This is a genomic window from Bacillus sp. DB-2, assembly GCF_003315125.1.
Lineage (GTDB): Bacteria > Bacillota > Bacilli > Bacillales > Bacillaceae_G > Bacillus_A > Bacillus_A mycoides.
The window spans coordinates 167,789-182,762 of sequence record NZ_QNRN01000003.1 but is presented as its reverse complement, the minus strand read 5'-3'; the positions used below and the strand labels follow the sequence as shown (position 1 = coordinate 182,762).

General features: G+C 37.0%; 13 protein-coding genes. 4 read left to right on the top strand and 9 right to left on the bottom strand.

From position 1 onward, the window contains the following. Positions 1-26: 26 nt before the first annotated feature. The 7 genes from rpoE to DET63_RS06335 all read right to left on the bottom strand — a co-directional run bounded on the left by rpoE (position 27) and on the right by DET63_RS06335 (position 8,087). Positions 27-557: a DNA-directed RNA polymerase subunit delta gene (gene rpoE, locus DET63_RS06365; protein ID WP_002016316.1), complete on the bottom strand. Its 531-nt coding sequence runs from the start codon at positions 555-557 to the stop codon at positions 27-29. 165 nt (positions 558-722) lie between these two features. Then, complete coding sequence (locus DET63_RS06360; RefSeq protein WP_002034889.1) at positions 723-1,352, bottom strand: TetR/AcrR family transcriptional regulator; 630 nt, start codon at positions 1,350-1,352, stop codon at positions 723-725. Positions 1,353-1,416: 64 nt separating this feature from the next. Next, positions 1,417-2,556 (bottom strand): acyl-CoA dehydrogenase AcdA, encoded by a 1,140-nt coding sequence (acdA, locus tag DET63_RS06355; RefSeq protein WP_002016320.1) that lies wholly within the window; start codon positions 2,554-2,556, stop codon positions 1,417-1,419. A gap of 22 nt (positions 2,557-2,578) precedes the next feature. Next, positions 2,579-3,709: an acyl-CoA dehydrogenase gene (locus DET63_RS06350; protein WP_113936183.1), complete on the bottom strand. Its 1,131-nt coding sequence runs from the start codon at positions 3,707-3,709 to the stop codon at positions 2,579-2,581. Between the two features lie 72 nt (positions 3,710-3,781). Then, positions 3,782-4,633: a 3-hydroxybutyryl-CoA dehydrogenase gene (locus tag DET63_RS06345; RefSeq protein ID WP_002089768.1), complete on the bottom strand. Its 852-nt coding sequence runs from the start codon at positions 4,631-4,633 to the stop codon at positions 3,782-3,784. Between the two features lie 49 nt (positions 4,634-4,682). Beyond that, entirely contained in the window at positions 4,683-5,966 is a 1,284-nt protein-coding gene (locus DET63_RS06340; RefSeq protein WP_113936182.1) for an acetyl-CoA C-acetyltransferase, read from the bottom strand. Positions 5,967-5,975: 9 nt separating this feature from the next. Continuing rightward, on the bottom strand, positions 5,976-8,087 hold the full coding sequence (locus tag DET63_RS06335; protein WP_002130078.1) for a (Fe-S)-binding protein: 2,112 nt from the start codon (positions 8,085-8,087) through the stop codon (positions 5,976-5,978). 378 nt (positions 8,088-8,465) lie between these two features. On the opposite strand from DET63_RS06335, the gene cls reads away from it, so the two are divergent. The 3 genes from cls (at position 8,466) to DET63_RS06320 (ending at position 13,453) form a co-directional block, all read left to right on the top strand. Continuing rightward, complete coding sequence (gene cls / locus DET63_RS06330; RefSeq protein WP_113936181.1) at positions 8,466-9,659, top strand: cardiolipin synthase; 1,194 nt, start codon at positions 8,466-8,468, stop codon at positions 9,657-9,659. Between the two features lie 33 nt (positions 9,660-9,692). Then, positions 9,693-10,646: a UV DNA damage repair endonuclease UvsE gene (gene uvsE, locus DET63_RS06325; RefSeq protein ID WP_113936180.1), complete on the top strand. Its 954-nt coding sequence runs from the start codon at positions 9,693-9,695 to the stop codon at positions 10,644-10,646. A gap of 128 nt (positions 10,647-10,774) precedes the next feature. Beyond that, on the top strand, positions 10,775-13,453 hold the full coding sequence (locus DET63_RS06320; protein ID WP_113936179.1) for a DUF4084 domain-containing protein: 2,679 nt from the start codon (positions 10,775-10,777) through the stop codon (positions 13,451-13,453). A gap of 16 nt (positions 13,454-13,469) precedes the next feature. Here DET63_RS06320 and DET63_RS06315 read toward each other — a convergent pair whose 3' ends face one another. Then, positions 13,470-13,616: a quorum-sensing peptide PapR gene (locus tag DET63_RS06315; RefSeq protein ID WP_002068556.1), complete on the bottom strand. Its 147-nt coding sequence runs from the start codon at positions 13,614-13,616 to the stop codon at positions 13,470-13,472. 88 nt (positions 13,617-13,704) lie between these two features. Further along, the gene (locus DET63_RS06310; protein ID WP_113936178.1) at positions 13,705-14,562 is read right to left on the bottom strand and encodes a helix-turn-helix domain-containing protein; all 858 of its coding nucleotides are present in this window, start codon (positions 14,560-14,562) and stop codon (positions 13,705-13,707) included. Between the two features lie 191 nt (positions 14,563-14,753). On the opposite strand from DET63_RS06310, the gene DET63_RS06305 reads away from it, so the two are divergent. Further along, positions 14,754-14,912, top strand: coding sequence for a hypothetical protein (locus DET63_RS06305; RefSeq protein ID WP_235661761.1), 159 nt, complete (start codon positions 14,754-14,756; stop codon positions 14,910-14,912). The last annotated feature ends 62 nt before the right edge of the window (positions 14,913-14,974 follow it).

Below are 14,974 nucleotides of genomic sequence, written 5' to 3'. Positions count from 1 at the left end.
CATGGACGATAATGAAAAGTCAAGAACTACCGCTCTTCCTCTTCTTCTTCTTCAGTTTCATCATACTCAAGTTCTTCTTCTGCGAAGTCTTCATTATCTTCTTCTAAATCATCAAGATCATCATCTTCATCGTCTGCGTCTTCGTCTTCAAGAACTTTGTCCAAATCTACTACATCTTCTTCTACTTCTTCTGCTTCTTCTTCTTCTACATCATCTTCTTCAATGTAGTCGTCAAAACCGTCTTCTTCAACTTTGCGTTTCTTCTTCGGTTTTGGCTGAGGCAGAATTTCTTCATCAATTTGCTCATATGGGTACCAGCTACGTAGCCCCCAACGATTTTCTCCTAAATTAATGAAACGTCCATCGATGTTTAAATCTGTATAAAATTGTGCGAGTTTCGTATTAACTTGCCCTTGAGATAGTCCCAGCACTTGAGCGATTTCTTGAACCAACTCGTTGAATGTCGTTGCTTGTCTTTTATTCCCTAAAACACTATGTACAACTTCAATCATTGAACATTCTTTTAGCTCTTCTGGTGAATATTGCTTAAAACCCACTTATGCGGCACTTCCTTTCTTCAAATATAAGCTTATATATAACGGTCTGCTTAAAAAAATCCATACTATTCATTATAAACAAAAGTCGCACAAATATGCTACAAAAAAAACGGGAAACTTTTATCCCGCTATTTACGGGCAATAAAATTATAATTTGTCCATTCTTTATTTCGGAGACATATGTGCTCCTTGCAGTACATACCTAATTTGCATTTCTGTATATTCTTCGAGAGTATACAGTTTTTGTAGGGCCCAACGTCTAAATCCCCACATTTGTCCTTGTATGAAAATATTATGTGCAAGAAGCTGTATTTCCTTTTTATTTAGTGTAAATGTCCCATTTTCCGTACACTGCTCTAAAATATCCTCAAACATCCCGACCATTTGAAACTCTTTTTCTAATACATATGGAAGTGATTCTTTCGGTAAAAAACGTACCTCTTGATACATAATTAATACTTCTTCTTGCAATTCATCCATCACTTTAAAATAATTCATTATCGCTATCTTTAAGCTTTCTATACTTCCCTTCTCTGTACACACTACTTCTTCTAACCGCTCTTTTACATGTTCATAAATACTATCACAAACTAAATATAATACATCATCTTTTGTGCGAATATACTCATAAAGTGTTCCGATACTAAATCCAGCCGCTTTCGCAATTTCTCTCGTTGTTGTACGCGGGAATCCTTTTTGCTTAAACAGCTGCACCGCACCTTTAATCATTTGTTCACGTCTTAACGCAACTAATTTTTCATCTTTCACTGACGCATGTACATTATGTTTAACCATCCCTTCACCTCTCTCTATTATTTTTGGAAGTAAAAAGCGTAGGAAAATACCTACGCTTTTGTTCCTACTTCGTTAACATACGAGAAATTACAAGCCTTTGAATCTCTTGTGTTCCCTCATATATTTGTGTAATCTTTGCATCGCGCATATAACGCTCTACTGGATAATCTTTCGTATAACCATAACCACCAAATACTTGTACCGCTTCAGTCGTTACCTTCATCGCTGTATCACCTGCAAATACTTTTGACATCGCTGACTCTTTCCCATACGGAAGCCCTTCAGATTCAAGCCAAGCCGCTTGATATGTTAAAAGACGCGCTGCCTCTACATCCGTTGCCATATCCGCAAGTTTAAAGCCAATTCCTTGTTGCGCCGCAATTGGCTTCCCAAACTGATGACGTTCTCTTGCATATTCTACAGAAGCATCTAAAGCAGATTGTGCAATACCGACTGCTTGTGCCGCAATACCATTACGGCCGCCATCTAATGTCTGCATCGCAACTTTAAATCCTTGGCCCTCTTCCCCTAGTAAATTCTCTACAGGAATACGGCAGTCTTCAAATATAATTTCAGTTGTTGGCGAAGAACGAATCCCTAGCTTACTTTCCTTCTTCCCAACCGAAAATCCTAGCGTATCACTCTCCACAATAAATGCACTCGTGCCGCGCTGCTTCGAATCAGGATCTGTTAATGCAAAAACAACATAAATATCAGCAATACCGCCATTTGTAATAAAGATTTTCGAACCATTTAAAATGTAATGGTCCCCATCTCGTTTTGCAGTCGTCCTCATTCCACCAGCATCTGATCCAGAGCTTGGTTCTGTTAAGCCATATGCACCAATTTTCTTCCCTTCAGCCATTGGGCGCAAAAACTTTTGTTTTTGCTCTTCCGTTCCAAATTTAAAAATTGGCCATCCAGCAAGTGAAGTATGTGCAGACAACGTTACACCTGTAGAAGCACATACGCGGGATAATTCTTCAACGGCAATTACATACGCCAAGTAATCGCTTCCAATTCCGCCGTATTCTTCAGGCCACGGAATACCGGTTAAACCAAGCTCTGCCATTTGATCGAATAAAGCGCGATCAAATCGCTCTTCCTCATCACGCTCTGCTGCTGTCGGTGCTACTTCATTCCTTGCAAAATCCCGAACCATTTTTCTTATCATTTCATGTTCTTCTGATAATTTAAAATGCATTCCCGTCTCCCCCTCTGCCTTTTTATAAAGCTCGACTAATTACAAGCTTTTGTATTTCGCTCGTTCCTTCATATATTTGCGTGATCTTCGCATCACGGAAAAATCTTTCGACTGGATAATCTTTCGTATAACCATAACCACCAAATACTTGCACCGCTTCAATCGCAACTTCAACAGCCGTCTTAGAAGCAAATAATTTCGCAATAGAAGCCTCTTTACCGCATGGTAATCCTTGTGCTCTTAGCGATGCTGCTCTGTATACAAGTAATCGCGATGCTTCTACACTTGTTGCCATATCTGCAAGTTTGAATCCGAGTCCTTGCTGCGCCGCAATTGGCTTTCCGAATTGCTCACGCTCTTTCGCATAATCAATCGCACATGCAAGCGCCGCTTCCGCGATTCCTAATGCTTGCGCTCCGATTCCAATTCGCCCAACATCTAAATTCGCCATTGCCACCTTAAATCCTTGTCCTTCTTCACCAAGTAAATTCTCGGCCGGCACTTTCATATCTTCAAACGTAAGTTGCACTGTACGAGAACCAAGAAGACCCATCTTATGCTCATCTTTTCCAATGATTAAGCCTGGTGTATCTTTCTCTACTATAAATGCTGAAATACCACTTTTCCCCGCCTCTGGATTTGTAGACGCGAAGACGATATATGTACTTGCTTCACCACCATTTGTAATAAAGACTTTCGATCCATTAATGATGTAGTGATCGCCCTTTTTTACAGCTCTTGATTTCAAACTACCTGCATCTGATCCTGCATTCGGTTCTGTTAGAGCAAATGCGCCTAAATATTCACCAGTCGCCAGTTTAGAAACATATTTCTGCTTCTGTTCTTCTGTTCCGAAGTATAAAATCGGATTCATTCCAACTGACGTATGTACAGCTAAAATTACACCAACCGTTGCACTTACCTTTGAAATTTCCTCAATTGCTAGAATGTAAGAAATAAAATCCATTTCTGCCCCACCATATTTTGCAGGCGCTGGAATACCCATTAGTCCAAGCTCACCCATCTTTTGCAAAATCTCTTTCGGGAACACCCCTTGTTCCATACTAGGAACAAAGGGAGCTATTTCCTTCTGCGCAAAATCTCGAACCATTTTCCTCATCATTTGTTGCTCTTCAGTAAAGTGAAAATTCATGTACTTCGCCTCCGTTTGCTATATATCTTTTTAACAATCTGGTAAGACCACTACTTCAATAAAGGGAGGCCTTTATTCGTAAACGTAGAAACCACGACCCGTTTTACGTCCTAACCATCCTGCATTCACATACTTACGTAATAATGGACATGGGCGATATTTACTATCTCCTAATCCTTCATGCAACACTTCCATAATGTATAAACACGTATCTAAACCGATAAAGTCAGCTAACGTAAGTGGTCCCATCGGATGGTTCATACCAAGCTTCATTACGTCATCAATCGCTTCCTTCGTCGCTACTCCTTCGTATAACGTATAAATCGCTTCGTTAATCATCGGTAATAAAATACGGTTCGATACAAACCCTGGGAAATCATTTACTTCAACTGGCACTTTCCCGATTTTTTTCGTAATATCCTCAATCGTTTCGTACACTGCATCATCTGTAGCTAAACCACGAATAATTTCAACGAGTTTCATAACTGGAACCGGATTCATAAAGTGCATGCCGATTACTTTCTCAGGACGTTTCGTTACCGCTGCAATTTCCGTAATTGGTAACGATGACGTATTCGTCGCTAAAATTGCGTGTTCTGGAGCGATTTCATCTAAATTCGCAAAAATTTTCTTTTTAATATCCATTTTTTCAACAGCTGCTTCAATAATAAGATCAGCTTCTTTGACACTATTTAAATCGAGCGTCCATGTAAGACGATTTAAAGTCGCATCTTTCTCTTCTTCCTTCATACGGCCTTTTTCTACTTGGCGGGCTAAATTTTTTGAAATAACAGCTAGCCCTCTATCTAATTGCTCTTGCTTTAAATCTTGCACTTTCACATCATAGCCTGCCATTGCACACACTTGTGCGATACCTGAACCCATTTGCCCTGCACCGATTACAACAATCTTTTGTACACTCATTTTTTCTTCCCCCTTAATTGTTAATAAACTATATATCTTCTAATCTTAATTAGTGAATTTCAATCATCACTGCATCACCTTGACCGCCACCGCTACAAATAGAAGCAATTCCAATTCCGCCGCCGCGCTGCTTCAGTGCATGGATAAGTGTAACGATAATACGTGCTCCGCTCGCTCCAATTGGATGCCCCATTGCTACAGCACCGCCATTTACATTCAATTTTTCCGGATCGATCCCTGCGATTTCTGTACTTGCAATTGCTACAGCCGCAAATGCCTCATTGATTTCAAATAGATCTATGTCTTCAATTGTCTTACCTGTCTTTTTCAGCAATTCATTAATTGCATAACCTGGCGTTCTTGGGAAATCCTTCGATTCTACCGCAATCGCCGTATGCGCCAAAATTGTCGCTAATGGTTTTCTTCCTTCTTGCTTCGCTCTGTCCTCGCTCATTAATACAAGTGCAGCACCGCCATCATTTAGTCCCGGAGCATTACCTGCTGTCACCGCTGACGTCTTATCAAATACAGGCTTTAATTCCGCTAATTTTTCAATCGTTGTATCCGCGCGTGGTGCCTCATCCTTAGCCACGACGATAGGATCGCCTTTTCTTTGCTGAATTGTTACTGGTACAATCTCCTCTTCAAAACGCCCTTCTTTATGTGCCGAAACCGCACGTTGATGGCTACGATATGCCCATTCATCTTGTGCTTCGCGAGAGATTCCATCTTCCTTCGCAACTTCTCCGCCATAAACACCCATGTGTATACCTGAAAATGCGCACGTTAAACCGTCTGCAACGTTTAAATCGATAACTTCGTTGTTACCCATTCTGTATCCCCATCTTGCGCCTCGTAAAATGTAAGGGCTGTTACTCATCGATTCCATTCCACCAGCTACAATCAGTGATTGATCACCAGTACGAATAATTTGATCTGCTAACGTAACTGCGCGAAGCCCTGATGCACAAACTTTATTTATTGTTTCTGTCTGTACTTCCCAAGGAATGCCGGCCGCTCTTGCTGCTTGGCGTGATGGAATTTGTCCTTGCCCTCCTTGGATAACCGTTCCAAATATAACTTCTTCAACATCACTAGCGGAAACATTCGCCCTTTCAAGCGCTGCCTTAATTGCGATTCCTCCAAGCTCTGTTGCTTTCACGTCTTTTAAAGTTCCTCCAAATTTTCCAACCGGTGTTCTTGCAGCACTTAAAATAACTGTTTTACTCATGTTTCTTTCCCCCATTTCTTTTTTTAGCACCGAGCGCTCGCTCGGTATCCTTGCGCCTAGAAGAGGTGCAATTATTGCACCTCTTTCTAATTTTGAATGCATTCCTACAAACTACATTGCTTCTTTCTTCTGTCCGATAACTGAGCGTTCTAAAATCTCTGTTACGTCCAAAGTTTGAACTGTTTCTTCAACTTCTTTCGCTTTCGTGCCATCACTAATCATCGTTAAGCAATACGGGCATCCTGTACCGATAATTGACGGCTGTACAGCTAGCGCTTGTTCTGTACGAGCAACGTTAATACGAGAACCTGTCGTTTCTTCCATCCACATTAGGCCGCCACCCGCACCACAGCACATTCCCGTTTCACGGTTACGCGCCATTTCTACAAGGTTTACACCTGGAATTGCTTTTAGAATATCGCGCGGCGCTTCGTATACTTCGTTGTATCTTCCTAAGTAACAGGAATCATGGTACGTAACTGTCTCTTCAATAGAATGGACAGGTTTTAAACGACCTTCCTTCACCCACTGGGCTAGTAATTCTGTATGATGATAGACTTCTGCTTGTAAGCCAAAGTCCGGGTACTCATTTTTAAAAGTGTTATAAGCATGAGGGTCGATCGTAACGATTTTCTTCACTCCTGCTTTTTCAAATTCTTCAATATTTTTTGTCGCCATTTCCTGGAATACAAATTCATTTCCAAGGCGGCGCGGTGTATCACCAGAGTTCTTTTCCTTATTACCAAGAATTGCGAATGAAATGCCTGCTTCGTTCATTAGCTTCGCAAATGATATCGCAATCTTCTGACTGCGATTGTCATACGAACCCATTGATCCAACCCAGAATAAGTATTCAAACTCTTCGCCAGCTTTTGATTTCTCCTTTACAGTTGGAACTGTTACTTCATCGTCACCTTGGCGCCATGTTTCACGCTCTTTACGGTTCAGTCCCCACGGATTACCTTGACGCTCAATGTTTGTCATTGCACGCTGCGCTTCCGCGTCCATTTTTCCTTCTGTTAAAACGAGATAGCGGCGTAAATCAATAATTTTGTCAACATGCTCATTCATAACTGGGCACTGGTCCTCACAGTTACGGCACGTTGTACACGCCCAAATCTCTTCTTCTGTAATAACGTCTCCGATTAAACTTGGGTCGTACGCTAGCGCTGTAGCCGCTGATTCTTGTTGTCCTTTTCCAGCTGCCATCATCGCTAACTGATTTCCTTGTGTATTATTAAAAGCAACAACTGGAACCCACGGTGCTTTTGATGTTACCGCTGCGCCTTTATCAGTTAAATGATCACGAAGTTTTAAAATTAAATCCATCGGTGATAACATTTTCCCTGTTCCTGTTGCCGGACACATATTTGTACAACGACCACATTCGACGCAGGAATATAAGTCGATAAGTTGATTTTGTCTAAAGTCTTCAATTTTACCAACACCGAATGTTTCTTGCGTTTCATCTTCAAAATCAATTTTTTCAAGTTTTCCCGGATTTGAAAGACGACCAAAAAACACGTTAACTGGTCCAGCAATTAAATGCGCATGTTTTGATTGTGGAACATAAACTAAAAACGTTAACAAAATTAGTAAATGCACCCACCAAGAGAAATAGAACACTGAAATAGCTACGGTTTCATTTAATCCCGAGAAAACGTAAGCGATTGCAGAAGCGATCGGTTCACTCCATGAAAGCTCCTCGCCGTGCCATATAATTCCCATTCCATTACCAAGTAGCACAGAAATCATTAAGCCACCAATAAAGATAAGAACAAGGCCTGATTTAAAATTACGTTTCAAACGAACAAGCTTTTCAATATAGCGTCTATGAAAAGCCCAAAAGACTGCAATTAAAATAACGAGTGTGACAATTTCCTGGAAGAATGTAAATGCAGGGTATAGTGGTCCAAGTGGAAGATGCGATCCTGGTGCAAGTCCTTTCCAAACGAAGTCAATTGCTCCAAATTGGACAAGAATAAATCCGTAAAAGAACATAACGTGAATGATGCCGCTCTTTTTATCTTTCAGCAGCTTTTTCTGACCGAAAACATTGACCTTAAGAAGATCCCAACGCTCTTTAAAACGACGGTCAAATTCGATCTTTTTTCCTAATTGTATGTAGGCCATCCTTGTTCGTATAAGATATACAAACAAATACCCCGCATAAGCAATAACAGCAATGGCAGCCAGCCAATTAATGATTAGTAAGCTATTCATTTTATGCTACCCCTCTCTTTGTAAGCTCTCTTTCTTTTTTAGAATCTTCGAAAATATATAATTTTCTGAATTATATCCCCTATTCCCATTATATAATGAGTGAGCATTCAGTCAACAGTTTTTTGTTATACAACAACACATTTTTTAATAAAGCTGTTTATTTCGGTGAAACTATAAAGTGAAACTTTAATCGGCGGAGAGCTATTCATCCCCACTAAGTATTAGCCCTAACCAATCGGGCTTTTACGGGCGGCCCGAATCCCAACCAACTTCTTTGCTTTAGTTGGGCGTCTTACTGCCCGCAAATAGCGGGATACAGTGAAATTTTGATTTGTAAAAAATTGATGGTGAAAAGACCGTGAAGGAGGGAATTTACTTATGTTTTTCTTATCTCTCTTGTTATTAGGCAGCGCTCTCTGGATTACAATCGACCTTTCATATGGGAGAATTGTTCATTTAAAGCGTGTACGTTCTCGTTCTTTCCCTTTACGTCAAAGTGATTTTCGCCTTTATACATATGGAAATGATCTATACGATGCTCTCTTTACTGATATAAAACAAGCTAAACACCATGTGCACGTTTTATTTTTTATTGTAAAAAACGATGATATAAGTCGTACGTTTTTAAAGTTACTTATCGATAAAGCACAAGAAGGAATTGAAGTAAGACTTTTACTCGACCGGTTTGGAAGTCATTATTTATCAAAAGAAGCGATTTACTCCCTACAAAAACATGGTGTCTCTTTTTCATTTTGTCATAAAGTGAAATTTCCTTTTCCTTTCTTTTCTGCAAATCAAAGAAACCATAGAAAAATTACAGTTATTGACGGGAAAATTGGTTATATTGGTGGATTTAACATTGGCGAGGAATATTTAGGGCATAATCAAAGGTTAGGGTTATGGCGAGATTATCATTTACGTCTTACAGGAGAAGGGATACAAGATTTACAAAAACAATTTTTACATGATTGGCTCGACGATACAGACCAAAATTTATTAGATTCATCTCTTTATTTTCCTACGCAACAACCAGGGACCATTCTACATCGTTTCATCCCTACTGATGGTGCCTATTTACAAAATACATTTTTACATTTGATCGAAAGCGCGAAAAAAGAACTCTTTATCGGTACACCATATTTTATTCCTGGAAAAAAAATTATGAATGCATTATTAAAAGCGCGAAAACGTGGGGTTCAAATAACTATTCTCGTTCCACAAAAGGCTGATCACGCCCTCGTTCGAGAAGCAAAATTCCCATATTGCCGAAAGTTAATACAAGCTGGTTGTAATATTTACGCTTTTCAGCAAGGATTTTTCCACGCAAAAATTATTATAGTAGACGATCATACTTGTGATATCGGAACTGCTAATTTCGATATGAGAAGTATATATATTAACCATGAAATCAATTGCCTTTTATACGATAAACATTTCATACAAGAAGTAAAACGTAAATTCGAGGAAGATTTGGGACGCTCCTCATTACTTTCCTTTGAAGATGTCAGCCCCCTCTCCATTATCGATAGAGGAAAAGAATGGATAGGAACGATACTCGCGTTCTTTTTATAGAGAAATTTCAAGAGCCAAGGAGGTGCATCACATATGATAATTCGATTTGGATATGTCTCACATGCTACGGCATTATGGGACTGTTCGCCTGCCAAAACAATGACATTTACAAGCTGGAAAAAGCTAAAAAAACAAGAGCGTGAAGATAAATTATATAATGTTACACTGCAAAATCTAGAACACACAATACGCATCCTTCATTACAATATTGCACACGAAATTCCATTATATCGTTTATCATCTTCTATCGTCCCGCTTGCAACACATCCTGAAGTTGAATTTGATTACATTCAACTATTTGCTCCACTATGGCGTAAAATAGGAGCATTAATTCAAGAACACAATTTACGCGTAAGTTTTCATCCCAACCAATTCACACTATTTACAAGCGACAAACCACATATTACAACCAATGCTATTACAGATATGACCTATCATTATAATGTGTTAAATGCTATGGGAATTGCAGATTCTTCCTACATTAATATCCATGTAGGTGGTGCGTATGGAAATAAGGAGAAGGCAATCGAACGTTTTCATGAAAATATACAAAAACTCCCTTACCATATAAAAGGACAAATGACTCTTGAAAATGACGATAAAACGTATACAACTTCTGAAACTTTGGCCATTTGTCAAAAAGAAAAAATCCCTTTCGTGTTCGATTATCATCATCACATAGCGAATCTTTGTAATGAACCGCTAGAAGAATTGCTTCCTATGATATTTAAAACTTGGTCACATACAAATGTCCTTCCTAAAGTTCATATTTCTTCTCCTAGATCAGAAAAAGAATTTAGGGCCCACGCAGATTATATAGATTTAGAATTTATTAAACCCTTTTTACACATTACAAAAAAAATTGATCATGATTTCGATATTATGATTGAAAGTAAACAAAAGGATTTAGCACTTCTTCAGTTAATAGATGAAATCTCTTCTATAAGAGGGATAAACAGAAAAAATGGCGCAACGTTACAATGGTAAATTGTAACGTTGCGCTATTTTTTTCAAAAAAAAGTAATTTTTATAGTAAAAAACATCCCCGTTTGTATGCTATTATTTAGATTAGCATTTTCCCCTGAGATTCAACCTTATTGAAACGGAGTCATAATATGATTAATCAAAAAAAATATGTACAATTTGTCATGATGTATATAATTATATTTTCTCTTTGGATATTCCTTATCCCTAAGGATTTAAATATAAAAGAAATTGGAATTCTCTTCTTATTTTGTTTTGCTGCACTCTTTTCTTGCTATTGCTTATATAAAGCAATTAAAAAAATGAAGCGCGGTGATAAACTATTTTGGGCTTTACTACTATGTACTTGCATATGTGGACTAATTATGGAAATAACTTTATTTCTTCATTCACTTTCTATTTATGATCAAGTTATATTCTCATATGAATCACTACCTTTTTTCATCATACAATATATTTTGCTTTTTTCTGGCTTTGCTATAAAGTTTATAAAACATTACTCCATTAGGGGTCTTGCTCAATTTTCATTCGATAGCATATTCATTATTATTATGAATATTTATTTTACCTTAACCTTTATTTTAGATATTTCAAGCTTTCGTATGTTAACAAAGGACACGTGGATTTTGATTGGGTATTTTATCGCACAATCATTAGTAATTTACGCCGTTATTAGCCTATATAGAAGAGAACGGTATTCTTCTAGTAGAATCTCATTAATTATTGGCTTTACTATCATACTTGCATACGGATATATACATCTATTCCAATTAAAAACGGGAATGGGAACTTCTTCTGAAGTCTCTTATTTAATACATACTGCTTCGATTTTACTAATCGGTTTATCGTCCATACTGTACATTTTGGATAAACCAATGCAACATGAAACGAAAACGAAATATTATCGATTCGATTATGTACGCTTTATATTACCTTATTTTAGTATAATCATTACTTTTTCCTTTGTTGTTATTCAACCTTGGGATGATAAGTTCATGCTAATCGGTCTAGTATTATCACTAGTATTATTATTCCTACGACAACTTTACATGTGGAAAGATAATCAAGTATTAATCGATACGTATGAACAGTTGACTACACAACTAGAAGATGAAGTTGAAGAAGGCGTATCTGCCCTATCAAAAAGTGAACAACGTTATAAATCTTTATTCGAAGATCATCCTGATGCTGTTTTTTCTTTAAATATGAACGGGATTTTTCAACAATCTAATAAGGCTTGTGAAAGTTTATTTACAGCCTATTATTGTGAAGTAACAAGCTATTCTCTTCAACACTTCATTGATCCACAAGATCATGAATTATTGAAGAAATCTTTACAAATTACAAAAGAAGGTAGACCACAAACTCTAGAAATTCGTACAAAAGAAAAAGAAGGCTATTATTATCACCTTCACATTACATTCATCCCTATTTTTATAAATAAAGAAGTTGTTGGGATGTTTGGTATCGCACGTGATATTACAACTTTATATGAAAAACAAAAGCAAGTAGAGCATATGGCTTTCCATGATGCACTTACAGGACTACCGAATCGACGGAAATTCGAAAAAGATTTAAAAACGATTTTAAATCTAGCTCAAAACAACACTAATGACGTTGCGGTTATGTTCCTCGACCTAGATCGATTTAAAAAAATTAACGATCGACTCGGCCATGATGTCGGGGATTTATTATTAATTGAAGTAGCAAAAAGATTACGTGGATGTTTACGTTCAAAAGATATCGTTGCCCGCCAAGGCGGAGATGAATTTACGATTCTATTACCAGATATGTACTCTGAAAAAAGTGCTTCTTTTATAGCTGAACAAATTTTAACTATCTTAAATAAGCCTTACTTTATTAAAGATGAAGAACTTTCTGTTACACCGAGTATCGGAATTGCAATGTACCCTGACTATGGAACCGATGTAACCGAATTAATGAAAAATGCAGATATGGCTATGTATCGAGCAAAAGCTAATGGGAAAAATAGATTCATTTTCTTCTCAAAAGAAATGAGTATTGCACAAAATGAAATACACTTCCTAGAAGGTGAACTTTCAAAAGCTCTGCAACAAAATGAATTTTTCCTTGAATATCAACCGCAAGTAAATACAAAAACAAAACAAATTATCGGTTTTGAGGCATTAGTTCGCTGGAAACATCCAAAACTCGGAATTGTATCGCCTGCCCAATTCATTCCTCTAGCAGAGGAAACAGGATTTATTATTGAACTTGGCAATTGGATTTTACGTACCGCCTGCTTAGAAGCAAAAAAGTGGCATAACCAAGGATTTTCTCACTTAAAGGTTGGTGTAAACTTATCTGTTGTTCAATTTAATCACGCATATTTAATATCAACAATTTCAAAGGTCTTGGAAGAAACAGAACTAAAGCCGGAAGCGCTAGATATTGAGATTACAGAAAGTATCGCAATTAATCAAAATCATTCTGTAATTGCTAAACTAGAAGAACTTCAAAATCTCGGTATCCAAATTTCAATTGATGACTTTGGAACTGGTTATAGTTCTTTAGCTTATTTAACGAAATATCCAATCAATACATTAAAAATTGCTCGAGAATTTATTTGTGGAATTACAAATAGCCCTTTAGAAGAAGCGATTATCGCTTCCATTATTAAGCTATCGAAAGAATTAAATTTAGAGGTTATTGCGGAAGGTGTAGAAACAGAAGAACAATGGAAGTTTTTACATGAACAAAACTGTGACCATATTCAAGGATTCCTCTTTAGCAAACCTGTTTCTAGTAAAGATGTTTGGATGTTACTCCACAAAAAAACAACCGTCTAAGTAAGACGGTTGTTTTTTAATACTCAAAAGGCATATCTGAAGCTAATTGTACCTCTTGATCATTATGAGAAATTACTTGGCTTTTCTCTAAAGCTGTATCTGCTAATGAAATACCCCATGCCATCGCTAACGTTAATAGACTACCAATAAGTAGTTTTTTCATATTCCATCACCCACATTTTTCTTTTAATATATCATGAAAATTTATCCATATCGTATGCAATTATGCATATCTATTTTTTAGGTCGTTTTTATTTCTTCATTTTTTTTATAAGCGTTTCTTTATACGCATGCATTTCTAATATATCGAAAAAGAAGCAAGCTTTTTCATAAGCATCTTCAATCTCTGCCCCATCATACTCTAGCTTTTCTAAGCATTCACCTTTTTGATAGTATAACTGTCCAATCAATGCCATACTATTAATTCGACATGATATTTCAATGGCTTTATTTATTTGATAAAGTGCTTCTTCATATTGATTATCTAAGTATAATGTTTTTGCATGATTATGTCTTACCTTCACATCAAACTCTTTATTTTCAGGCAATGCCTCTAATTGCTTTAATATACCTTCAAATAACTCCATACCCTTCTTAAAATAACCATTTTCAGCATAAATATTTGCAATTGCATTTTCTATATAAAGTTTTTGATACACGTCTATTCCAGTTAACTGTTGATTTAGTAGCTTTTTTAGCTCCAGAATACAATATTCATAATCAATCTTCTTTAGCACATACGCAGATACATGATATTGCCATTGAAGAAACTGCTGAAACTCAGGATGATATTCTTCCTTTTTCAGTTCATTCCATACTTTATTATATATTTCTTTATATTTCTTTTGCTTACAAAGCATAATGATTTGATCTTTTAACTGCTTTTTCCTCTCAATATCAGAATAAATGAGTACCTCATAAAAATGAATAATGGGAACTTGTAACTTTGCTGCAATACCTTGCAATATATCCATACTTGGGTATACCGCGCCCGACTCAATTCTGCTCACCTCCGATTGATGACATACATTATCGGAGAGTTGTTTCTGTGTGAATCCTCTCATTCCCCTAATTTTCTTTATTTCGCTTCCTAGTTTTTCTGCGTGCATACTTGCTCACCGTCCCATTATAACAATCTAATTTTTTCAAGTTGTCATACCACTACAATAATGTGAATTCGACAATTTTTGATATGAAATAATGCATAATATATATAAAATTCCGCAAATTCTTCATATAATTCATCTCACATACAATAATAGATTAGAAGTTTTATAGATAAATTATAGAAAACTTGCTCGTGCTTTTCGTTACATTCGGTCTTCTTTATCCTTTATCAGCAGAAGCTGTTCACACCCAAGAATTAGACAAAAATGAAGTAAAAGTTGAAATTGCTCAGCCTAGTTTAACGATAAAAAAATTAACACAACCTCAAAATAATACGAAAAAAATATGGTGAAAAAGTATTTAAAAGATGAGATAAACGAGGCTAAAGCTCAACAAGAGTGAGTGACAACTGAA